The 24,447-nt window shown below is 43.5% G+C and carries 13 protein-coding genes and 1 pseudogene; 4 read left to right on the forward strand and 10 right to left on the reverse strand.

All coding sequences use genetic code 11. The annotated features are described in order from the left end of the window. Window positions 1-5: 5 nt before the first annotated feature. From Q0L00_RS10135 to rnhA, 3 genes are all read left to right on the forward strand, one after another. A complete protein-coding gene (locus Q0L00_RS10135; RefSeq protein ID WP_297336771.1) occupies window positions 6-1,061 on the forward strand; it encodes an aminotransferase class V-fold PLP-dependent enzyme in 1,056 nt (351 codons plus the stop codon). A gap of 130 nt (window positions 1,062-1,191) precedes the next feature. Beyond that, window positions 1,192-1,773 carry a MarC family protein gene (locus Q0L00_RS10140; RefSeq protein WP_297336772.1) on the forward strand — a complete coding sequence of 194 codons (582 nt, stop codon included), beginning with the start codon at window positions 1,192-1,194 and terminating at the stop codon, window positions 1,771-1,773. A gap of 30 nt (window positions 1,774-1,803) precedes the next feature. After that, entirely contained in the window at window positions 1,804-2,256 is a 453-nt protein-coding gene (gene rnhA / locus Q0L00_RS10145) for a ribonuclease HI (RefSeq protein ID WP_297336773.1), read from the forward strand. Window positions 2,257-2,425: 169 nt separating this feature from the next. Here rnhA and Q0L00_RS10150 read toward each other — a convergent pair whose 3' ends face one another. The 10 genes and pseudogenes from Q0L00_RS10150 to Q0L00_RS10195 all read right to left on the reverse strand — a co-directional run bounded on the left by Q0L00_RS10150 (window position 2,426) and on the right by Q0L00_RS10195 (window position 21,223). Next, window positions 2,426-2,950, reverse strand: a complete 525-nt coding sequence (locus Q0L00_RS10150) for a DUF4143 domain-containing protein (RefSeq protein ID WP_297336841.1) — start codon at window positions 2,948-2,950, stop codon at window positions 2,426-2,428. Between the two features lie 63 nt (window positions 2,951-3,013). Then, window positions 3,014-3,499: pseudogene (locus Q0L00_RS10155) on the reverse strand (AAA family ATPase); the annotation flags it as partial. 30 nt (window positions 3,500-3,529) lie between these two features. Continuing rightward, window positions 3,530-4,657 (reverse strand): sugar phosphate isomerase/epimerase, encoded by a 1,128-nt coding sequence (locus tag Q0L00_RS10160; RefSeq protein WP_297336774.1) that lies wholly within the window; start codon window positions 4,655-4,657, stop codon window positions 3,530-3,532. Between the two features lie 50 nt (window positions 4,658-4,707). Further along, window positions 4,708-6,051 carry a vanadium-dependent haloperoxidase gene (locus Q0L00_RS10165; protein WP_297336775.1) on the reverse strand — a complete coding sequence of 448 codons (1,344 nt, stop codon included), beginning with the start codon at window positions 6,049-6,051 and terminating at the stop codon, window positions 4,708-4,710. Window positions 6,052-6,253: 202 nt separating this feature from the next. Further along, the gene (locus Q0L00_RS10170) at window positions 6,254-9,535 is read right to left on the reverse strand and encodes a VCBS repeat-containing protein (protein WP_297336776.1); all 3,282 of its coding nucleotides are present in this window, start codon (window positions 9,533-9,535) and stop codon (window positions 6,254-6,256) included. Then, window positions 9,522-12,824, reverse strand: coding sequence for a VCBS repeat-containing protein (locus tag Q0L00_RS10175; protein WP_297336777.1), 3,303 nt, complete (start codon window positions 12,822-12,824; stop codon window positions 9,522-9,524). Before Q0L00_RS10175 ends, Q0L00_RS10170 begins: the two co-directional genes overlap by 14 nt. After that, window positions 12,821-13,405 carry a hypothetical protein gene (locus tag Q0L00_RS10180; protein ID WP_297336778.1) on the reverse strand — a complete coding sequence of 195 codons (585 nt, stop codon included), beginning with the start codon at window positions 13,403-13,405 and terminating at the stop codon, window positions 12,821-12,823. Before Q0L00_RS10180 ends, Q0L00_RS10175 begins: the two co-directional genes overlap by 4 nt. Continuing rightward, window positions 13,371-16,658, reverse strand: a complete 3,288-nt coding sequence (locus tag Q0L00_RS10185; RefSeq protein WP_297336779.1) for a VCBS repeat-containing protein — start codon at window positions 16,656-16,658, stop codon at window positions 13,371-13,373. The genes Q0L00_RS10180 and Q0L00_RS10185 overlap by 35 nt, the downstream gene beginning before the upstream one ends. A gap of 64 nt (window positions 16,659-16,722) precedes the next feature. Then, window positions 16,723-18,213 carry a RagB/SusD family nutrient uptake outer membrane protein gene (locus Q0L00_RS10190; RefSeq protein ID WP_297336780.1) on the reverse strand — a complete coding sequence of 497 codons (1,491 nt, stop codon included), beginning with the start codon at window positions 18,211-18,213 and terminating at the stop codon, window positions 16,723-16,725. A 19-nt stretch (window positions 18,214-18,232) separates the two neighbouring features. Further along, on the reverse strand, window positions 18,233-21,223 hold the full coding sequence (locus Q0L00_RS10195; RefSeq protein ID WP_297336781.1) for a SusC/RagA family TonB-linked outer membrane protein: 2,991 nt from the start codon (window positions 21,221-21,223) through the stop codon (window positions 18,233-18,235). A gap of 476 nt (window positions 21,224-21,699) precedes the next feature. Here Q0L00_RS10195 and Q0L00_RS10200 point away from each other — a divergent pair, with 476 nt between their 5' ends. Beyond that, complete coding sequence (locus Q0L00_RS10200) at window positions 21,700-24,339, forward strand: DUF5686 family protein (RefSeq protein WP_297336782.1); 2,640 nt, start codon at window positions 21,700-21,702, stop codon at window positions 24,337-24,339. Window positions 24,340-24,447: the final 108 nt, after the last annotated feature.

Here is a 24,447-nt window from a genome sequence, read left to right on the forward strand (position 1 = left end):
CGACTATGTTGACCTTTGCTGCCGGACCATCCAAAGTTTATGAGGCTTTACCTCACTACCTAAATGATGCCTATACTCAGGGAATATTGAGTGCCAACCATCGGAGCTCGGTATTTATGAGCCTCTATGAGGAAACCGAGCAATTGATGAAAGAGAAGCTTCATCTTCCAGAGAATTATCAACTCCTTTTTACCTCATCGGCAACCGAGAATTGGGAAATCATTTCCCAATCGATCGTCCAGAGTGCCAGCTTTCATGTCTATTCAGGTTCATTTGGAAAAAAATGGATTGAATTTGCCAAGTATATTCTACCCCATACTGATGGGATAAAGATCCAGGCAAATCAGGTTATCGATGTGCCAAATTTGGAAATTGAGGAGCGCTTTGACCTGATTGCCATCACCCAAAACGAGACTTCGAATGCCTCACAGGTGAGCATGGACTATTTGGAGGCGATTCGTGAAAAATATGCTAAGAAACTCATCGCCGTGGATACCACCTCGAGTATGGGTGGGATCGAACTCAGGTTTGAATTAGCAGATATTTGGTATGCTTCCGTTCAAAAATGCTTTGGACTTCCTGCCGGTTTGGGGATTTTGATTTTGGGTCCCAAGGCTAAAGAGCAAACTCTGCAAAAAGGAGAACGTGGTCGATACAATTCCCTGACTTTTATGCTGGAAAATGCGGCCAGCTACCAAACCCATTACACGCCCAATGTCTTGGGTATCTATTTGCTTAACCGGGTGCTTCAAGATATCCCTGAAATTCAGCATACCGATAAAAGTCTAAGAGAGCGTATGCTGAAATTGGAGACTTGTATCGCCCAAACTTCCTCTCTCCGTCTTTTGGTAGATAATGAGCTCAGCAGAAGCACCACGGTGCTTGGGGTTTCTGGTCCGGAAGAATTAATTACCCGAGTCAAAAAGGAAGCAGAAAAACAGGGGATGCAATTGGGCAGTGGTTATGGACCCTTGAAGCCAACTTCTTTCCGTATCGCGAATTTTCCTGCTATTACAGATGCTGAGATTGACCGACTGATCGCGTTTTTGTCAACGTATTAAGTGAGTGGAGGGTGTGCTATTCGGAAAGGGGCGAGGTAAAAAACCGATTTTTTCTGTGCTTTTAACTATTTCACAATTGGCTAACATGAAATTGCTTTTTGGCAAATTTTATTTGGTGTAGCTTTGCGACATGATTGACTTCAAACAAATCCTTTCAGTGTCACTGATTCTCTTTTCGGTCATAGATATACTCGGCTCCATACCGATCATTATCAATTTGCGAAAAAAGGCGGGGCATATTCAAAGTGAGAAGGCAACCTTGGCCGCTGGACTTTTGATGATCTTATTTTTACTAGCCGGAAAGTCCATTTTGGGCCTTTTCGGGATTGGGGTAGAGGATTTTGCCATAGCGGGAGCCTTGATCATTTTTGCTTTAGGAGCGGAAATGATTTTAGGAATTGAACTGTTTAAACCTGACCCCGAGGCTTCCACGGGAGCTTCCATCGTTCCGATTGCTTTTCCTCTCATAGCCGGAGCGGGGACCTTAACAACGATTTTAACTCTGAAGGCGGAGTTTGATCAAGTCAATATTGCCATTGGGATATTGTTGAACCTGGTTTTTGTCTATGCAGTTCTGAAAAGTACCAATTGGTTGGAGCGAAAGCTGGGGAAAACCGGCTTGGATGTGCTTCGGAGAATTTTTGGAATCATCTTACTTTCCATAGCAGTCAAAATTTTCAAAACGAATGCCTTCCCCATGGATATCATCTAAGGAGCCGATTTTTATTCTTTTCTTTGTGCCATGATTACGATTTATACCGATGGAGCTGCCAAAGGCAATCCCGGCCCTGGGGGCTATGGAGCGGTTTTGAAATTCAACAAGCATCGAAAGGAACTTTCCGAGGGCTTTCGCCTGACGACCAATAACCGGATGGAGCTTTTGGCCGTCATTCGCGCCTTGCAGGAATTAAAACTAACCGGGATTCCGGTAACCATTTACTCGGATAGCAAATACGTGGTCGATGCGGTGGAAAAAGGCTGGCTCTGGGGTTGGCAAAAAAAAGGCTTTAAAGACAAGAAAAATCCAGACCTCTGGCTACGCTATATTCCCCTTCACCTGAAGTACAAACCGAAATTCGTGTGGGTAAAGGGTCATGCCGGCAATATCGAAAACGAACGCTGCGACCAGCTTGCGGTGGAAGCTGCCGAAGGACCCGGGCTGAAAGTGGACGTGGGGTATGAATCCAATTCTTAGCTAGGGTTTAGTTGAAATGTTCCTTAAGAAAAACTCTGATTGGAAGTATTTGAATGGTTTTACCCTCACCGATAAGAGTATCCTTTTGATCTAAAGTGAGAATAATGCCCTCTTTTAAATCAAAGAAACTCATTGCTTCAAGAAGGCCTTCAACTTCCCGATTTTTATCTTAGGATTGAATTTTTTCAGAAACTTGAATGGCCCATTTACTGGTTTTCTCTTCAAAAACTACAAAGTCACATTCTTTCTTTTCTCTGAAATAAAACAACCAAAAACTTGTTTTTCGAAGGATTAAATATGCTAAATTCTCCAATAATCTTCCCTGATCCTTTGAAATGCTCAGGGAAATAGCCCCAGCAAAACCGGTATCTATGCAATAGACTTTCTTGGGGTTTTTGGATATGCTTTTGGCTGAACAGCTGAAACGCGAAAGAAAAAATAAGAGATAGGCATCCTCCAACCAGTTTAGATAGTCAGAGACGGTATTGGCTGATCCGACTGCAAAGGTTTTTTTGATTCCGTTGTAGCTTATTTCTTTTCCCACATTGGATATCAAGTATAAGGTGATACCCAAAAGTGTTTTGGTGTTTTTGATACTGTGGTGTATGGCAATGTACCTGAACACGATATCCTTGAGCAAGTTTTGGAGGATTTCAGGATTTCTGTCTCGTAGATACTCCGGGAACCCGCCCAAGTCTAAGTAATTTTGGAAGTTTTTAGCATTGTCTTCCCAATTGCAATAGGCTAAAAACTCAGAATAGGAAAACGGGAATATTTCATAAGCCAAATATCTTCCAGTGTGTCGTGTCCCGAGTTCCCGGCTGAGAAGCGAAGCATTGGATCCAGTAATGAAGACTTTTTGTCCTCGATCATGCAATTGCCTAACATAAACTTCCCATCCTTTTACGTTTTGAATTTCATCAAAAAAACATGGTGGACCACTTGATTCTTACATTTCATCCAATTTGGAGAAATCAACAACTGTAAAATCAAATATCCGAGGGTCTTCAAAGTTCAAATAGGAAAAGTTCGGAGAAAATTCATCTATGAGTTGTCGCATCAGCGAACTTTTCCCTGATCTTCTGATTCCGGGGATTACTTCTATTTGACGGCTTCCTTGATTTATTTTTTTTGCCTCTTTACGAGTGAGTGGCAATTTTTGGTTGAAAAGCTGTTTTTGCCGATTGCCTGTTAGTTCTATTTCTTCTTTGAGTAGGAAAATTCTACCAATTATATTACTCAAAGGCTAGAGTTTATTTTGTCAATATAAACTCTAGCCCTGTAAGTCCTCCATTGTCACCAATGGGAGGTCCTTTCGATGGACTTCTTTCAAAGGTCTATATTCAGATTTTGGATAAACCCAGCCTTCATTGGTCAATTCATAAAGAAGAGGAGCCAAATTCTGCACAGCGGCTTTGCATCCTTGTACGATGGCAGCCATTTTTCCGGTTTGCTTGGAGAGTACCGCTTCATTTTCAATTTCAAAGGGGCCTGAGAAATCTTTTTCTTTAAGCGCATGGACAAAAGCTCTCCAATCCATAGAATCTCCCAATCCGAATCCCGGTAATGTCGCTTCATAATGATGCCGGTCCCAAGGATTAGTACTTGAAGGAATTCCTGCTTTTTTTGCCCAGCCTTCAGGGATTTGATGCATGGGATACATATTTCCCCAAAAGGGATCCGGATTGTTTCGGGTTGATTTGACGTGAATTCGCTTAAGGCGTGTCATATCCGTATTTCGAATGACATCTACTGGATCGGTATGCTGCCAAATGTCATGAGAAGGATCGTAGATTTCTCCATGATTGGGGGAGGGGATCAGTTCGTACATCAGCTTTCGGGCGGCTAGGACTCCGGGCAGGTTATTGTAGGTGCCAAAGTGCCCCGGGCTTCTCCAACCTTCCATCGGGCAATTTTCATACAATATGCTCACACCAAGATCAGCTGCATACTTGATGATCGGAGTGAAAATCCGCTGGTATTCTAACAGGTTTTTTTCAAAGCCACCCTCTTGGTTTCCCAATTCATGGTTATATCCGACAAAGGTTCCGACTTTGACATCATTTTCATCTCCTCCAAGCAGGTAAGCCATTCGGATCAAGCGTAACAGGTGATTTTGATTTTTAATTCGCTGTTTCGGATCTCCACCGATGAGGTTTTCGAAGGCACCGATGGAAAGCCGTAATTGAGCTCTGTTAAATTGAGCAAGTAGCCTCTGGGCATCTTCGGGACCAAAATTTTCATAATCCAGGTGGGTTGCTACAAAATCATCCCGTGTACCGTCTTTTCTGAATACACAAAGATCCAGTCCTTGCACCCCGATTTCTTTTGCCTTTTCAAGGGTTTGTTCCAAGTTCAGCTGATCAAAAGCCGAGGTCATGATCCAAATGGGATTTGCCATGTATCACTAGGTTTTGGGTTTAAAAAAACAGCCCCTTGGGGCTGCTTGACTTACTTGTTTTCCGCCAGGTTCTTGGGTTTGGTACTGATTCGTGACCAGAGGAGTTCGCCCACTTTTTGGCCTTGCCAAACGCCCTCCTCAATCGCAGGCATGTAGTGAATGCCTCCATAAAACCGTGATATTGCTGCTTCCTCAGCTGCCTGAGAAAAAGAATTGTATTCCCTTACGGGCAGTCCATAATTCACTTCGGAGCTATCCACAAAATGAAATTCTTCGCCAAATAGCTGAGTCAAGGTATAGGCCGCAGCCGTGGAAGCTACACTATGTCCACTGGTATGCTCCGGAAATGGAGGGGTTTGCAAAACGGGAACCCACTCTTCATCGATAAATTGATTGATGTAGGTTTCCGGGCGAACGAGCTTGCTTCGGTACTTTTCGTCCCAACAAGCCACAAAGGCATCATGAAGTGAAATACCCGTAAGCGCAAGGGCTTCTGCGGTTTGCTTCCAATCTGATCCTGCGGTTTTCGCTGCAATTGCCGCAATACTCATCCAGTGTCCACCAGGTGTGATTTTTTTTTCGGCAAACATGACATGACCCTTAACGTTCATTTTGTAGGGATTGCAATCCCAAAACATGGCGATGTCCAATTCCTCTTTGCTGGCTTGATTCACTGCCTCATAAACTTCTTTGGCGCGTTTGAAAAACTCTGAGTCGGGTTCGGTGGAATAGGGAGGGGGTGGAGAAACTTTGTACTGACCGGCTGAGTCCAGCGCAAAGGTTCTGATTTTATTCCAATGGGGCTCAATCCCTTCCATGTAAGCAGGAGGAGTGGGCTCCCAAGTTCCAGGGAGATTGGTTACCGTGTATTTAGGAAAGGAACGGCTCTGATGATAATTATCCTTCGCCGAATACGCTTTGACGGCTTCGGCTACCTCTTTTCCGAAATTAACCGATGCGTCAAACACCTCCTCAGGAATTCCCTTTGCTCTCAATTCCTCAAAGGCTTTGTCCCGGTGAGCATTAACCATCTCTTCTGAAAAAATCAACTGAGTGCCCATCGTATAATAGGCCGCTAAGGAAGCTAGGGGAGGGTAGATGTTTTCTGGAACCGTGAACTTCACTTCTTCAGAACCTTTAAGCTGACCCAAAAGTGACGAATAATTGGGGTCCACTGCAGCGGCGACTTCATAGGCAGCCAAGGAAGAATAGGAGTAAATCCGTGCCGCTACTGGAGGAGAAAAGATATCGTGAATGATCACCTCTGTAATTCGATCCTGAGCTTCACTCAGGTAATGCCCGTCGGTAATGGCTTGACTGTAATCCACCGGCTCCGAACAGGAGCTTGCCAGGGCAAACATTCCTAGGTAAAGCAGGCTTGTAATTCGTTTCATGGGTAATTGTATTTTCATGGGTGTTTGTGCACTAAAAACCTTTCTGATATTGAAGAAGCGGTTAGTGAACCAAGTTAGAATTCGCTCATCCTAATGGGGTTAAAGTTAAGCATTGCTATTCAAAGCTCAAATTTTAGCGGCTTCCCATAGAAAGAAGAAGTCCAAAGCTAGGAGCATTTTTGACTCGCGCAAATGACTTGCATCAATTTTCTTTCGATTTTACTTGGTAAACAGGACCATTGTTGGTCACTAGCCATAATAGGGATTGATTTTTTGATTCGGGGGAAAGGATGGCACGAACTTCCGCATGAAGCGGGATTTGGTGGGTTTTAGGCAGGGTTTCCCAATTTGAATCCTTCCATTTTAGTTGGTGAAATGAGGCCGCTACTGATTTTCCCAAATCCACTCGATATCCCGATTCATTTCCTGCTAAACTCAGGATTTGGGATGATTCATCCCAATGGATAGCTTGTAGGGGGCTTAACTGGATTTCCCAGGGAAATGGTTCAAACTCAAAACTTCCATTTGCTTGCTGAAAATACACTCCTGAGCGGAGTTCTACCGCTTTTTTGGGCTTGATTTGCTCTAAGAGTTCAGCTCCAAAAAGGGATTCGGGTGACTTGAGTTGGGCATAGCTTGTATAACTCGGATGTAGGCGTTTGATGGAAGGGATTTGCTTGATTAGATCATCACGGGTGGCAAAAGGAACCAATTTTTCTTGCATGTAATGAAAGATGATCGGGTCGGATTGACCATTTTGATCAAAATCCGAATGATACAGCCAAATGGGTTTTTCAGGACTTGCTTTGAGCTTGGTGTTTAATCCCAAGTTACCCACGATCAAATCCATCAATCCATCACCGTTTAGATCAGCCGGTTTTAGGGTGTTGATCCAGCCTGAAGAATGCTCAAGGCCTGCTAGGTAGATTTCTTGGAGCTGATTTTCTGAAAGCCTGAATACCCGTATGTTTTGCCAATCCCCAGCCAAGATTAACTCCTTTTTGCCGTCTTGAGTTAGATCCGCCCATTGGGCTGAATTAATCATTCCTAATTCTGTGTTGGATCCAAAAAATGCAGCAGTGGCCTCTTGAAATTGACCTGAGCCATTGTTGACTAATAAATAGCTTTTTGGATTAGCGCCATAATCTCCCGGTACATTGGAAACGCCGACGAAAATGTCTAAGGCCCCATCTCCATTTACATCTTCAATGGCCAGGCTTGCCGTATTTTCCCCGATGGGCGGGAGAGCAGTTGGGGAAAAGGTGAAATCTCCCTTTCCATTGCCAAGAAAGATTCGGTCAAACAAAAATAAATTCCCAGATTCTGCTTCATTTCCTCCACTTCCCACATATAAGTCGAGATATCCATCTCCATTTAGGTCGGTGAACTCCGCTGTCACATCCTCTGCTCTTGCCAATTGCTCAAAAATCGGATGGGGCACTGCCTGAAAGCTCCCGTCTTTGTTTTGTAAAAAAAGACTTCCTGCTTGATCTTTGGCACCACCCAAATAAACGTCATCTAGCCCATCTCCATTAACATCAGCTAAAGCAGCGGCGGGTCCTCGATTGGCAAAGCTTTTAGGAATCAGGTATTCTCGGATAGTTTCTTCTCGCTCGGTTTTTTCTTGGTGTTGCCAGTGGATGGGGAAGGAATATCCATCGGTCGCCGGTTTACTTATTTCTTCATTTTGGGGAGTACCAGCTCCTTGTTTTAAGGTCAGGTCTTGATTGGAAGCTACTCCTTCAAATTTTTCTAGATTTCCTTGGGGCCAACGAACCAATATAGAGTCAATTTTTTGAGTATTTCCCAAACCAAAAACCAACTCGGCAGGAGTTCCCGATTGAAATCCTCTGCTGGTACTCAGGCGCTGTCTCCAGAGCTTTCGTTTTGCAAAAATACGGACCTCAGCGCCGATTGCCTGGGGGTTGAGGCTGGTTGTTTCAAGCTTGACTCGCAGGAATTGATGATTGAGTCGCTCACTTTTGTTTTCATAAACAAATGCCTCCTGATTGATATTGTTGATGACCAAATCCAGGTCTCCGTCATTGTCGAGATCCGCATAGGTGCTGCCGTTGGAGTAGCTGGGCTGGTCCAAACCCCAATTTTTAGCTACCTGCTCAAACCTGAGCTCACCGGTGTTTCGAAATGTGTAGTTGGGTAGCTTCACATTAGGAAGCATGTCGATTTGCTTTTGGCGAACTTGTTCCAGCGATAGGGTTGGATCAATGGATTGAGAATACTGGATAAAATCCAGATCGTTTGGGCGCTTTAAGATGCCATTGCTAATATGCAAATCGGTAACCCCATCATTATCCATATCAAACAGCAGGGGGGACCAACTCCAATCTGAGGCAAAAACCCCGGAGTAAAGCGCGATTTCGCTGAATCCTTGTTCACCTTGATTGAGCTGGAGATGGTTACGGACGTATTGATCGCCATATTCCAGATTTTTTTTAATTGCATATACTTCCGCTTTGTCTTCTCCGACTGACTTCATCCAGATCTCTGGGTCTTCGGGGAGCATATCGGTGGTAATGATTTCCGGCAGGCCGTCTCCATTGAGATCTGCGGCGTCATTTCCCATGGAATAGCGGGAAGTGTGGGCAATCCGTTTCTCCAACAATTCGGCAAATGTTCCATCTTGATTATTCAGGTAGAGGTAATCGTTTTCGGTAAAATCATTCGAAACATAAATATCGGGCCATCCGTCTGCATTGAAATCTTCGATACTGATCCCCAAACCAAAGCCTAAAATACTAGAATAGATTCCTGCCTCCTCGGTTACCTCTTCAAACCCTTTTCCTCCTTCCTTTGCCAGGTTTTTGAAGAGTTTATCCCCATTTTGATCAGGGAATATTCTGTTTTCTGCTTTCACAAAGACCTCGGGCGACTTGACTCCATGGTTGAGCAGGTAAAGATCCAAATCGCCATCTCGGTCGTAGTCAAAAAAAGCAGCATGAGTTCCAAAACCCTGAAAGTCGAGCCCGTATTCTTGGGCAACTTCCTTGAAAGTCTCGTTTCCTTGGTTGATATACAGTTTATTTTTCCCGCTTAGGCCTAAAAAATTTCCTACTTGACAGACATAAATGTCCAATAATCCATCTCCATTCACATCAGCCATGGTCACTCCTGTGGACCAGCCTCCATCTCCGGAAACACCAGCAGAGTCGGTGATGTCTCGAAACTTGAGCTTACCTTGGTTGAGGTAAAGCCGGTTGGGGACTTGATTTCCGGTAAAATACAGGTCAATCAAACCATCATTATTGATGTCCCCAGCTGCCACGCCCCCTCCATTATAAAAATAGAGGTACTCCAAAATGTTGAGTTCAGAGCTGGAGGTTAATTCATTGGAAAAAGAGATTCCGGTTTGATCACCGGGAAGCAATTCAAACAAGGGGGGCGCTTTCGGTGCTTCTTGGCAAGAGAAAAAAATTAATCCCGCCGCCAATAAGCCGTTAAACCCAATAATTTTAGTCAATCCCATAATTCCAAAATTCCGCCGAATCGTTGTTTTTGATGATCAACAGGCGATTATTCCCCAAGTTTGAAATCGCTCGGATATCCCCCTTGAGTTGCAATCCATGCTGTGCATTGGGCAAAAAGGTGAAGGTTCCATCTCCTTTCCCCAGCAAAACTTCTCCAAAACCAGCATCAGACTTTCCGATTTCAGGTTTGATTCCGAAAAGGTTTCCTCCAAGAATTAAGTCTAGAATTCCGTCTTCGTTCAAGTCCACGGGTTCGATGGCGAAAGTCCAGGTTTTTTGAGCCATTCGGGGAAAGGCTTTCCATTCAAATTTTCCAGCCCCTCGATTAATCAAGGCGCCAGATTCAAACTGATTGACTTCTTCAATGATGGATTTGGAAAGGGTTTCCGCATCAAAAATCTGATCTAGACTTTGGTTGTTGTAACTGGTGTAACGAACGTATTTCTTCCGGATTTCAGGAATTTGTTTTTCCAGTTCATGCTTAAGCACAAAGGGAATTTGTTTGCCGGATTCAGAAGTGGTAAAAATTTGCTCTATCGAGCCATTTTGATCAAAATCATTCAAGTAGAGACGAATGGGCTTCTCTGCACTGGCTTTGAATCGGGTATTGAGTCCTTGATTTCCTAACAGAATATCGGGAAGACCATCTGCATTCAAGTCAGCGATTTCCACGGTGCGATACCAGCCCTTAAGTTTATCCGTTTCGGGCATTTCGATTTTTTCAAATTTTCCTCCGGTATTTCGGAAAAAAAGTGGGGCGATCCAATCTCCCACCAAAACCAGATCCTGCAACCCATCCTGATCCCAATCCAAAATTGCCGCATCTGTGATCATTCCTACCTCCTTAAAATCAGGAGCAAGTTCTTCGGTTTGATTGCTGAAACCTCCCTTTCCATCGTTAATCCAAACCTGACTGGATGCAGGAGCGCCATAGACAAAGGGGACCAATCGCTCGGTAATGATGAGGTCTTCCGCACCATCCTCATTGAGATCAAGGACTTGAATAGAGGAACTGCTGCCACGGATTTGTTGGAGCCCGGAGGTTAGGCTTTTGGTAAAGTTACCTCCACGATCATTGAGGTAGATCCGGTCCGCCAAATCAGGAGCATTGCGAGGGGATTCATTTCCTCCTGAACTCACAATTAAATCCAAAAATCCATCTCCATTGACATCGGAAAAAGCCGCATCGGTATCTTCTGAAACGGCATCGATAAGAAAATCTGCTTGTTCTGTTTCCACAAAGCGACCGACTGGAGTGGCCAGGTACAGTTTGCCGGGATTTCCTTTTGCTCCACCTAGGTAAAGGTCTTCTAGGCCGTCTGCATTGACATCCCCTTTGGCAAAAGCAGGGCCCTCAGTAGAAAGCATGTGATAGGTCAATCGATCCCGGTCAAAATCTACAAAAGGATTTTCCTGATGCGTGTAGTTGAGTTGATTTTGATCCACTTGAGCGAACTTGATGCCCATCGGGGATTTTTTTGACGGGTTTTGATACACTTGAGCATCTTTCCAATGGAGTTTAAGAAGTTGGTTTGCCTGAATATTTTCCAAAATCGTCTGTGATCCATCTGGCCAGGTCACGATCAGTTCATCGAGTTGGGTGATTTCCCCCAATCCCAAGGTGAGTTTAGGGTCCACCGAAGACTGGAACCCTCTATTGGGCATTTGCTCCAAATAAAACACCTGCTCTCCCGCTTTTGCCTTTAGCTGGGCACCGATGGCGAAGGTATTTTGCCCCTTGCCAACTAGGCGAAATTGGATAAAGTTATTTGCTGGAGCAATTTCCTTCTGGGCATTTTTAAAGATTTGGGCAGGTCGGTTGACATTGTTGATTACCAAGTCCAGTGTTCCATCATTGTTTAAATCCCCATAAGCTGCCCCATTGGAGTGTATGGCTTGGCCGAGTCCCCATTCCCTCGCTTTATTTTCAAAGTTCAAATCTCCCAAGTTTTGGTAGGCATAGTTGGGAATGGGATGGATTGGAATGGGATCAATTAGGGCTTTGTAGTCCACTCCTTGTTGAGAGATGATTTTAATTTTGGTCTCTTCATCATCAATGAAGTTGAGGTAATCCAAATCCGTAATATCCTGATAGATGCCATTGGCCACAAATAAATCTCGCAGGCCATCATTGTCCATATCAAAAATCAAGGCTCCCCAGCTCCAATCAGTCGCCTCCACATTGGCCATTCGCCCCAGTTCACTAAAGGTCCCATCTCCATTGTTGATATGAAGCATATTTCTGGAGAATTGATAATGATAGCCATGGGTTTTATTGAACTGAAACCTATCCCAATTCTCAAAAGTGGTCACCTGTTTGAGTCGAGGCAAAGGCTCGGGTAGCATGTCTGTGACAAAAATATCGAGCAAACCGTCCCCGTTAATATCTGCAATATCAGCCCCCATGGATGCGGCCGAAATGGAGCGCATAGCCGATTCCAACGATTCAGTAAAGGTGCCGTCTTGGTTGTTGAGGTAAAGGTAATCCCGCTCAAAAAAATCATTGGAAATAAAGATATCCGGCCAGCCATCCTGATTGACATCCCCGATCGTGATCCCCAGTCCAAAGCCAATGATGGAGCCATAAATACCAGCTTCTTCGCTCACGTCGGTAAAGCGATCTCCATCATTTCTGAATAATTTATCTCCGCCTACCGGATCTCGTTTCGGACGTTCATTCTGCATTTTATTGAAGCTTCCGATGGCTTGGTAGCTGTTGTTGAGCAAATAGACATCCAAATCTCCGTCCTTATCATAATCAAAAAACACTGCATGTGTGGAGAATCCCTGATCGGCTAACCCAAATTCTTCGGCTTTTTCTGTAAACGTGCCGTCGCCTTGATTGATGAAAAGTTCGTTTTGTTTATTGTCTCCAGAGATATCCCCTGAGTTGCACACGTAAATGTCCAAATAGCCGTCACCGTTGATATCCGCCATGGATACTCCGGTACTCCAAGCGCGATTTCCCCCAACGCCCGCTTGTTCAGTAACATCCTCAAATTGAAAATTTCCTTTATTTAAATAAAGCTTGTTGCTAGTCAGGTTACCGGTAAAATAAATATCCAACAAGCCATCATTGTTGATGTCTCCTAGCGCAACTCCCCCACCATTGTAATAATTCCGGTAGGTGAAAATGTTAAAATCTTCATCAAAGGAAAGATCATTGCTAAAGAAAACGCCAGAGCTTTCTGACGATACCTCTTGAAAAAGGGTGGGGGCAGTTTCCTGTGGGGTTGAGCAAGCCACAAGCCCGACGAAACTTGCTAAATAAAGTGCGTTTATTTTCATGAAGCTTCCTTTTCGAGTTGTTTTTGAACCTTGAGATCAACGATCTCAGCGCGGATGGTGGATAGGTCTTTTTTGAAAACCCGAATTCTTCGGTTCCCATCGATTTTGACAAAGGCGATCAGGCTTTTATCCTCATTACTCACTTCAAAAAAACCTTCTCCATAGAGTTCTTCAAAATAGCTGACCACATCTGCTCGAAGTTTTTCTACAGCTAATTCCTCATTCCAAGGTGCCCAGCCGTCATAGGTAAATTCTACCGGCATTAGGTAGATTTTTTCATCTTCAAACTTAGGATAAAAACGCATCCGGGCAGGATTCCCTGAAGGAAGTTTGGGGATGTATTCCACCGACAATTCAGTCGGCCCATTGGTCAAAATCCCTTCTTTGTTCAGGTCCCAGCAGGTCTCATAAAATCCCTTTCGATCCATGCCCAATTGCAATCCCAGAAAGAGTTCATTGACTTCTTTTCCAGAGGCAAGTTCCCGCTCTTCAATCTTTTGATATTCGGATTGGCAGGCTCCTAAAAGAAGGAGAAAAAAGGAAAGTTTAACGAATCGTAAATAGTAGCGGTTCCTGATCATTTCTTAAAACGAGTATGTGTGGTTTGTTTTCAATTTCTAGGGTTTCAAAATCTCGGATTTCACCTGAGATGGCTATCCCACTGGCTTGAGGGGATAGGACTTCCCATTCTCCTTTAGGGGATTGTTTTAGTACCCAAGCATAACTTCCCAAATTGCTGCCAAGTTCGGGTTTGATCCGAGATTGATTTCCTCCTAAAAGCAAGTAGGAATCCCCCTTTGAATCTTGGACAAGATGGCTGGCATAGACAGGGGAGAATTGAACCTCTACCGGCAATTCTTGTTTTTCAAAACCACTTTTCCCATTATTTATCCAAAGGCTGGTTTCCTGGACGTCAAGCTCCAAAATTAAGGAATTTGAGAGAACTATGGGAGAAAAGAGCTCCTCCATGGACTTGTCCTTATAGGCGGCATAGGTAGTCAATTGTTTTCTTAAATAAGGGAGTTGACGAATCAACGTATTTTTGCTTAAAAGCGGAAAATTCCTGCCGTTTTCAAATCGGGTTAGGATTGGGTCCCAAGATCCATTTTGATCAAAGTCCTGAATAAACATTCGGTTTGTGAATGTATTCTGTGAGTTTAAGCGACTGTTTAATCCGATATTCCCCGCCAATAGATCAGGAAGCCCATCCTTATTGAGATCCTGAACGAGGATTGAATTCCAAAGTCCTCGAGTATTAGCTAATCCAAAATCCTCCGTGATTTCCTCAAATTGTCCATTCCCAGTGGTGAAAATCTTGATTCCCATCCATTCCCCTGCTACAATCAATTCCGGCATCCCATCTTGATTCAAATCCGCCAGTGCACCGCAGGTCAACATTCCTAGTTGAGAAAGTGCCGGATTTGATTTGGTATTGAATTGGACAAATTTTCCATCTCCTTGATTTTCCCAGAGATTCAGTCCTACCGCTTCGCCATAGTGAAAGGGAGCCGCACGCTGCCCCAAAATCAAATCCAAATCTTCATCTTGATCCCAATCCAAGGAAAGGGCAAATGAGGTGGATTGGCTGGGAAAAGTTTGGGAAATTGAAGGGAAGGCTCCAGAGCCGTCATTTAGATACAGGCGGTCTTGATAATGAGGACTTCCCGCCCCAAATTCTATGCTTCCGCTCACGACCAAAATATCGAGATGTCCATCCTGATTGGCATCAAAAAAATGCGCTCCGATGTCTTCTGATAAGCTGTTCTCTTCCGAATTGGGGAGAAGATGGGTGGTAAATGAGCCATCTTTAGTCTGAAAAAACAGCTGACTGGGAAATCCTTTAGCTCCCGGCAAAAGCAAGTCGGACCGACCATCCGAGTTGAGATCTCCAATTTCAACTTTTGGACCTTCGTTGCTGATCGCCCAAAATCGTAAACGATCCCGGTCAAAATCTATAAAATCACTTTCTTGGTGTTTGTAGTTAAGGGGGAGATTCACTTTAGCAAATAAGGGGGGGGCTAATTCTGATTTAACTTGGGCCGGCCGCATACTTTCTTGGGTCAATTTCAGTGTTTGATTGCTCGGAATCTCAGTAAGGATACTTTGGAGATTGTTGGGCCAGTCGATGATTATCGAGTCGACTAGGGTGAAGTTGCCCAATCCAAAATGTACCAAGGGGTCAACGGAGGACAGGTAGCCTTTCACCGCTTGATATTCTTGGGTGAAGGTTTGATTTTCAACTTTAAGTGTGATTTTAGCACCAAATTCACTACCCAGATCAAACTTTAAGTAATTACCCAGCCCAAGTTCGATGGCTCTATTTTTATAAACTCCAGCCTCTGAATTGAGATTATTTACGACTAAATCGAGATCACCGTCATTGTCCAGATCTCCGTAAGCAGCTCCGGTGCTGAAGGTGAGTTGATCTAATCCAGCGGTGGCCGCTTGGTTTTCAAAATTCCAGTTTCCAAGGTTTTTGAACCAGTAGTTTTGTAAGGGGTTGGAGGGGAATTCGTCAATCATTTTGCTAATCAGCAGGGAATCAGATTTATTTTGCCGAGCCTCTTCTTGCTTATCCAGGTAGAAGTCTACAAAGTCGAAATCAGTGAGGTCTTTGACAATTCCATTGGCCACAAATACATCTTTCCACCCATCCAGATCCGCGTCAAAAATCAAGGCTCCCCAGCTCCAATCCGTAGCATGCATGCCAGTCAACCGGCTGATTTCTGCAAAAAGCGGTTCACCAGTCTCCGGATGCTTGCCCAGATTTTTCTGAAGTGTGTTTCGGGTAAATTGACGATGGTAGCCTGCCTTGAAATTTGCCTGATATTTATCCCATTCTTCAAACGGAGTTTTGGTTTTGATCCGAGCCAGATCTTCAGGCAGCATTTCTGTCACAAAAACATCCGCAAGCCCATCATTATCCAAATCGGCTATATCCGCACCCATTGATCCGAGACTGATTTCAGGCATGGCTTCGGGCAGGATCTCTCTGAAAGTCCCGTCTTGATTGTTGAGGTAGAGGTAATCTCGCTCAAAAAAATCATTGGAAACGTACATATCCGGCCAATTGTCTCCATCAAGATCCGCCACAGTAACACCCAGTCCATAGCCAATGCTACTGCCATAAATTCCTGCCTCTTCACTCACATCAGTAAAATGATCTCCGTCATTTCTATACAGCTTATTTCCTCCCTCCGGGTCCCGGGTTTCCCGTTGTCCCTCGCGTAAGTCATAGATGCCTACCGATCTCCCTGAGTTGCTGAGGAGATAGAAGTCCAAATCACCGTCTTTGTCAAAATCAAAAAATACGGCATGCTGGGAAAGACCTTGATCATCCAAGCCGTAGGCTTTGGACATTTCTTTAAAAGTCAAGTCACCTTGATTAATAAATAACTCATTGTGTCGTTTTTCACCTCCTGGAGGGCCTGATTTGCAGATGTAAAGGTCGATTTGACCATCCCCATTAATGTCGGCCATACTCACTCCTGTAGTCCAATATCCGTTGGACTCCAGACCGGCAGACCCGGTAATGTCCTTGAACTTAAAGTCTCCTTGGTTGAGATATAATTTGTTTGAGCCTTGATTTCCGGCCAAAAAAATATCAATCAGTCCATCCTTGTTGATGTCTCCTAACGCAACACCTGCACCGTTGTAAAAATTTCGGAAAGTATAGGGATTGATTTCTTCGGAATAGCGAAGGTCATTTCTAAAGTCTATTCCACTAAGATCGGAGTCGATACGAGAAAAAAGTGTAGGGGTTTCCTCGCTCTCCTTAGCACAGGAGAGTAGAAAGAGAATATTTAGCAGGAAGAAAATTATCCTGGGTTTCATGGGTGATTTAAAAAAAAGGAAGTGCACATTGGTACACTTCCTTTTAGCTTATTTGGTTAGACTATTAATAACCTGGATTCTGAGTCAGCGTAGGGTTAGCATTGATTTGCTGCAAAGGAATAGGGAATAAAGCTCTGAATGGCTCTGATTGCCCTTTTTCCCACCATGGCTCATTCCATTTTCCAAATCGAATCAGGTCAGTTCTTCGGGATGCTTCAGCGAAGAATTCAAATCCTCTTTCGTTGAAAATATCATCCAAAGTTAATGCACCTAATGGGTCCAAACCGGCTCGTTCTCTAACCATATTGAATGGCTCAAGCGCTTCAGATGCATTTCCTTGACGGAAAGCAGCTTCTGCTTTGGTCAGATACATATCACTTAATCGGATCAAAGGATAATCATTACTTAGGTTCGAAGATGCACCAGAGGCGATTTCATATTTTCCTACCCGAACACCAGCTTGTCTTAGCGCGTTTGGGGCTAATTGGTTAATCTCTGGAGTGAAGGTTAATGGCTCACCGTCGGGATCACTATCTTCAGCGGAGATGTCATTGAGTCGGGTTCCATCCGAAGCAAATTGTGGTCCTACAAGGAAAGAGTTCTTTCGGACATCCTCATCATCGAAGGAATTGTAAAACTCTTCCAGTGAAGCATATCCATTCCAAGGCTGCTCTTGTAAATCATAAGTAGCCTGATTTGAATAATGGAGTGTCATCTGTGCGATGTTGAACCCTCCAGCGTTATTCTCATCATAAGGCAGGGTCAGGATATTTTCTGTTGAACCTCCATTTCTAGTTGCAAAGTTTGCAAAATAGTTTTGAGAAAGAGAGTAAAGCCCGCTATTGATCACCACGTCTGCAGCTGCTTCTGCATCAGCCCATCTTGGAGTTCCCGTGTAGACTTCCGCGTTTAGGTAAAGCTTTGCCAAAACAGCATGTGCAGAATAGTAATTCAAGGTCGTTTTGGTATCTTCTTTTGGTAGTAAATCCACATTTTCCAAAATGGAAGCTTCGATGAAATCGAATACCTCTTGTCGAGAATTATTGGAGGGGTTTCCCTCCAAGTCATCCTCAGTGATGATGGGGACATTACCAAAGCTGTCGATCAGCCAAGAATACACCAAAGCTCTTAACACACGCAATTCTGCGGTGAGTAGCTCTACGTCCCGGTAAGCTACAATCAGGTTGTTGATCTCACCAATTGCGGTGTAACAATAAGCCCAAGAATTGTTGAAGGCTTCGTCAGAAGGCTGCCAAGTGTGTCTGTGCATTCTCAGCCATAATCCGCCATCTTCCCAATCGGCTCCCTTTTGGGGGATTGCCATCTCGTCAGAAGAGACTTCGTAAATGGACCAAATACTGTTATGAGATCCCCAGCTCCCGACGATTCGAGAGTAGGCAGAGGCTTTCAAGACATCAATCAATACCGGATTGTTGCTATTATTTACCTCTTCTTGCGTAATCCCATCCAGCACCTCTTGATCCAACTCCCAGCATGATCCCAGCATCAATGTCGCAGGGATCAAAAGAAAGGTTTTTCTAAATGATTTAAACATATCTCTGTATTTTGATTGATTATTTGAAGTTTAAAGAAAGGCCTAGGGTAAATGAGCGAGTAAGGAAATAAGTATTTCTTCGCTCAATACCCGGAGAAAGCGAAGTGGTAAATCCATCTCCGTTTTCCAAATCCGTTACTCTTGCCTCTGGATCAATTCCTGAATAGTTGGTAATGGTAAACAGGTTTTGTCCAGCAAAGTATACTCTTAAAGAACCTAAATTGGGGGAATTGGTTTTGAAGTTATAACCAATTTCCATGTTGTCCAGACGGACAAAGCTTGCATCTTCTACATAGGAACTATTGAAGGTCGGAGTAGAAGTAATGAAGGGATCAGTAGGCGTTTTATCGGTAACTACCGAATTCCAAGTCACGGAAGCCCCGTCTGCATTTTCATAGAATCCTCTGTAGGAGTTGTACAAGTCATGACCCCAAACTCCTCTTAAGAAGAAATTTAAGGTGAACTGTCTCCAAGCGAAGTTGTTGGCAAAACCAAACTCACCTTTTGGAAGTCCGTTACCCAATCGTTCAAATTCATCTGGATTGGTGGTTGAAAGGATGTATTCGCCAGATTCAGAAATGCCTTCTAATCTCGGTCCATAAATGTCACCCAAAGTCTGGCCTACTCGGTTGTAGATGATTGGGTTGTTGTTTTGTCCTGGAGAGCCTGGCGTTGCAAAACGCAACTCATCAAAACCAAGACCTGAAGCAGACAAGCTTTCGATTTGAGTTTTCTGATAGATGGTGAAGTTACCGCTCGGTGTCCAAACAACCTCTCTGAGGTTTAGTCCGTTTACCGCAACTGCAAATTCAAATCCTGCATTACTCAAATCGGCCAAATTGACCCAGGTGCTACCTACGGTATTGAATCGTCCTGGATCAAAAATATTGGGTCCACCTCCTACGGGTACATTGAATAACAAGTCTGAAATATTTCGGGTATAGTAGTCCATGCTACCGGTTACCTTATTGTCCCATATTCCAAAGTCAAGCCCAACGTTAAACTCTCGCTTGGTTTCCCACTTCAAAAATCGGTTCGGGTTGGAGTTTTGTACGATACCAACATACACGTCATCAGTAGTCAGAGGGTCACCATCCAAGTCAATTCGGTTTCCATTTCCGAAAACTCCCAGGGCAAGGGTTGGAGAAGGAGGTAGGTTACCGGTCACGCCATAGGATACTCTAGGCTTGAATTGAGAAAATACACCCATGTCGAATAACTGAGTAAAGTCTGATCCTACAGAGAATGCAGGGAACACTCCGGTTTGATTTTCAGGTCCAAAACCAGAGTAGGTTTCTGCCCTTACCGATGCTGAGACAAATAAGTAATTATTGTAATTGAAGTTTGCTCTACCGAAGATAGAGTTCAATTGATCCTCATTAGCATAGGAGTACATGTTGGTAAAGTTACCTACACGAATCGCTCCAGCCCCTAAGTTATCCCAGCCAGTATCAAAAAGAAACTGTCTGGATCTTGCTCCAAATCCTTGATTTTTGGTGGTTTGAGTACCCACTCCACCTAACAATGCCAAATTCAATCCATCAAATAGATCAACTTCATAACGAAGAGTGGATTCAAAGATTTGTTGTCTTCTGTCATTGGTGATTCGTTCTGCAGAACCTCTAGATCCTAAGCCTACTTGAAAATCTTGTCTTGACCAGAAACCACCAATCAAATCATTACTTCTGTCTTCAGAATACTGCGCTGAAACCGTCAAATTCGGTAAAATATCATATTCCGCACGGTAAGAGGTCAAGGCAGTCTTTCGTTCGTTTCTGAATTTTTGCTGATTGATCATCGCTACCGGATTGTAGAAGTCAAATAGGTCGCGTTGGAAATAGCCTCCAAATCGTTCATTAGCATCTTCAGTATCCTCAAAAATAGGCGCAGTTGGATTGTAAATAGTCGCATATCTGAATGCCGCATCATTGATGGAGTTTGATTCAATCGTACTGAAAGATAGGTTTACGTTCATTCTCAACTTATTATCAAAAGCAGCTTGAGAAAGATTGATTCTGGTATTGATCCGGTCATTGGATGAGCCTTTTACGATCCCGTTATTGCTACGATAGTTGACAGCAGCCAAGTAATTCGTATTATTAAATCCACCGGAAACACTGGCATTGGTCGTGTAAGAATAAGCATCACGGATTAGCTCTTGTCTCCAATCGGTTTCGCTCCCAAAATCCGTACCTCCTCTTGCCACAAATTCCTCTGCAGAAAGTATGGGGATCAAATTAGCGGCTTGATCCAACGTTCCAAACGAGTTGATGTTGACTTCAGCTCTTCCTTCTTTACTTCCTTTTTTGGTGGTCGTAATCAAAATCACACCCGATGAACCTCTCGCACCGTAGATTGCTGCGGCAGAACCATCTTTTAATACATCGATAGACTGAATGTCATTGGGGTCAACGTTTTCCAGGGATGCTCCAATGACGCCATCTAATACAATTAATGGGGAAGAGTTTGCCCCGAAAGTGGAAAGACCACGAAGACGAATATTGAATCCGGCATTAGGGTTACCACCTGGTCGAGTGATGGATAGACCGGCTACTTTACCTTGTAGCAATTGAGCCGGGTTAGACACATTACCTCGGTTGAAGTCCTCCGGTGAAACACCCACTACTGCAGAGGTAATTTCCTTTTTATCTTGAGAACCATAACCAATGACTACCGCCTCTTCCAGACTTTGGATATCTTCTTCGAGGTTGATAGTGAAGGTACTTTGGCTACCAATCTCTACTTCTTGAGTGAGGTAACCGACGAACGATACCACGAGAATTTCATCTCCTGGTCTTACTTCCAGCGTGAACTTCCCGTCAAGGTCGGTAGGCACGCCACGTGTGGTGCCTTTGATCAAGACGGTCGCACCTGGAACAGGGTCTCCAAAGGAAGCATCCAGGACAGTACCCGTGATGGTTCTACTTTGGGCATTGGCTACTAGCGTAGCTCCAAAAAGGAGCGTGATCGCCAGCATCAATGTCTTTGCTTTTTGTAAATAATTTCTCATAGGGTTTTTTGTTTTTGAAAAAGCGAAATAGGTATGAGTACTTAATTTCAAACCTAATGTGACGCATTAATTTTAATTTTGCAATTGTTAACAAATGGCTTTAGTGATTGTTGAAAAACAGACAATTAACAGAATAATGTATATTTTAATGAATTGTTAGTGAATTGTTAAATTAAGTATAAAGACACTAATGGAAATCGATTTCCATTTACGGATAATTAAAAAAAACCATTTTTATTAATTATTCGAAAATTCACCTGTTTTTTCAAATGTTCGTTTTTCAGCCTGATTTCCACATTTTTAAAAAATTTAAAGAAGTCCTTTTGTTTTGATTAAATATTTATTCTGTAAGAATTGAAATTCAGCTTTTATTTCTGTGTCTAGCAAACCTTTTTGCTTCTTAAAGCATCTTAAATTTAAGGGTCTCGTTTTGGGATTTGGGTCTAATCGCCAATCTTCGGAAAAATTCAAGGGTTATGGTTTCTTTTTTAAAAATGATGATGGTGTTGGGTCTGTTCTTTTTGACCATTTCGATTTCCTTCTCTCAAGGGATCAAAGGGAAAATAACTGACGATCAAGGTAATCCCTTGAGTTTTGCCTCAGTCTATGTTCGGAATATTAGTGAAGGGGTTCCATCTAATGAAGAGGGAAATTTTGAACTCAAGCTCCCTTCCGGAGCCTATGATGTATTGTTTCAGTATTTGGGATACAAGTCTGTTATTGAGACGGTCATTGTAACTGATGATTGGGTATCGTTGAACGTAAAATTGACTCCTCAAGACTATACCTTAGCGGAGGTGGAGGTAAGGGCAGGACAGGAGGATCCTGCCCTTACCATCATGCGCAAAGCTATCACCAAAGCCAAATACCATCGACGTCAACTTGATGCCTATTCCATGATGGTTTATCTAAAAGGAACGGGTAAACTAACCGATGCTCCATTCTTTTTAAAAAATACACTGAAAAAGGAAGGACTTAACCTGAATGAAGCCTACACCTCGGAGTCTGTTTCAAAAATTACCTTTACCCAACCCGACAAGGTTGAGGAGGAGGTAATTTCGATCCGAACTAACGGGGACAATCAATCCACCTCACCGGCACCCTATATTCAAACGAGTTTTTATCAGGATAAAATCAACGAAATTATTTCCCCTCTTTCGCGGATGGCTTTTCAATACTATAAATTCCGATACGAAGGCAGCTTTTTTGATCAGGAGGTATTGGTGTCAAAAATCCGAGTTACTCCACGTTCAAGAGGAGAACAGGTATTTGAGGGCCATATCTACATCATCGAGGATTTGTGGGCAATTCATAGTTTGGATTTGAAAACCTCTTATTTAGGTTTTCAAATTGAGGCCAAGCAACAATATGCGCAAGTGGCCGAAAATGTGTGGATGCCCTTTACCCATACCTATCGATTTGGAGGCAAATTTTTTGGTTTCGAGGGAGAGTTCAACTATTTGGCATCTACCAATGATTATGAAATTATCCTCAATCCTGACTTAATTCAAACTCCCGATATTATAGATGAAAAAGTAGAGGAAGTTCCTGAATCCACGGTAAACCTTCCTGAAGGTCTTTCAACCTTAGAAAAGCTCACGGCCGAGGAACCCAAAACACGGAAGGAATACCGTAAGCTGATCAATGCTTATGAAAAGGAGCTTTTGGAAGAAAAACAGGAGGAGGATGTGGTCACCGAGCGCTACTACAAGGTGGACTCTATGGCCAAAAAGCGAGATTTAAGTTACTGGGATAGTATCAGGCCTGTTCCACTGACAGCAAGTGAAATTCAAGGGTATCAACGGGATGATAGTTTGGCCACAGTAGAGGCAGCCAAAGTAAGTGAGGTGGATTCAGTGGCTAAAAAAGCCCGGAGGAAATACCGGCCTTTGGATTTTTTGAATGGTGCGAGCTATAGTTTTGGAAAGGGGAAAAGTTTGGGTTTTGATCAAAATTGGACCAAATTCTCCTTCAATACCGTGGAGGGATGGAAAGTAGGGATGAAGCTCTTCTATCGAAAACTTTCGAATCAAGCTCAAACCGACAGCACCGTAAGATTCAGCAAGAGTTTCAATATTGAACCGGAACTTCGCTACGGATTTGCCAGTAAGCGTTTTTATGGTAAGACTAATTTTAGGTGGTCAACTACCGAGTCTATCTCCGGCAAAACCTGGGGAGTAGAAGGCGGGCGATTTATCGAGCAGTTTAACGGGGGTGAGCCGATCAATGAGCAAGTGAATGCGCTTTATTCCTTGCTGTTTCGACAAAATTACATGAAACTCTATGAGCAGGATTTTGCCAAAATTTACTGGTATCATCGGGTGAACTACGGCCTAACTTATCGGCTGAATTTTACGCTGGCTGAGCGTCGGTCACTTTCAAATAACTCAGACCTGAGCTGGTACAATAAACCCGAGCGAAGCTATACCTCCAATCAACCCGAAAATGTGGAAGCGGGTCAAGAAGCTTTTTTAACGCACCAAATAGCCAAACTTAATCTCTCTCTAGAATGGAGACCGGGTATTCGGTATGGAATTTCAAACGGTCGAAAATATCCAATCACGGATCGCTCCCCTTTAATCAGAGCAACTTACAATAAGGCCATTCCTTCTTTTTTCCAAAGCAATGATGCGGCTAATTTTGATCAGGTGGAACTCGGGATCGAACATGACTTTAAATTTGGAGTCAGTGGCAAGTTTGATTTCAATATTACTGCGGGTACCTTCCTCAACCGGGAACGGGTATACTTTCAGGATTTTGCCCACTTTGGAGGCAACCGGACGATCTTTTCCAATTTTGGTCCAGCTTCCAACTTCCGTTTCATGGATTACTATCGATACAGTACAAATTCGACCTATCTGACTGGAATTTTCCACTACCAATTCCGAAAATTCCTCTTAACTCAATTGCCGATGCTGCGGTTTTCGGGATTGCGGGAAAATATTTTCCTCAATTACCTCAAAACCGAAAACTCTCCCCATTATGTGGAGTTGGGCTATTCTCTTGATAATCTGTTCCGGATATTTCGGGTGGAATTTGGGGCCGGTTTTGAAAATGGAAAGTACCTGAGAGGCGGAGCCCGCTTTGGGGTGGCGACCTTTATTCGTATTGAGTAGTTTATTTCTATCTCAAAGCAAGTCTTAAGGGTTGGTTTTTTTAGGTTTTCTCTGACTTATACTCTTCTGTTCTAATTTTCTTCGGATTTCCCATCTGGGTGTAGAAAA

This window comes from Algoriphagus sp. (assembly GCF_024305035.1).
Classification (GTDB): domain Bacteria; phylum Bacteroidota; class Bacteroidia; order Cytophagales; family Cyclobacteriaceae; genus Algoriphagus.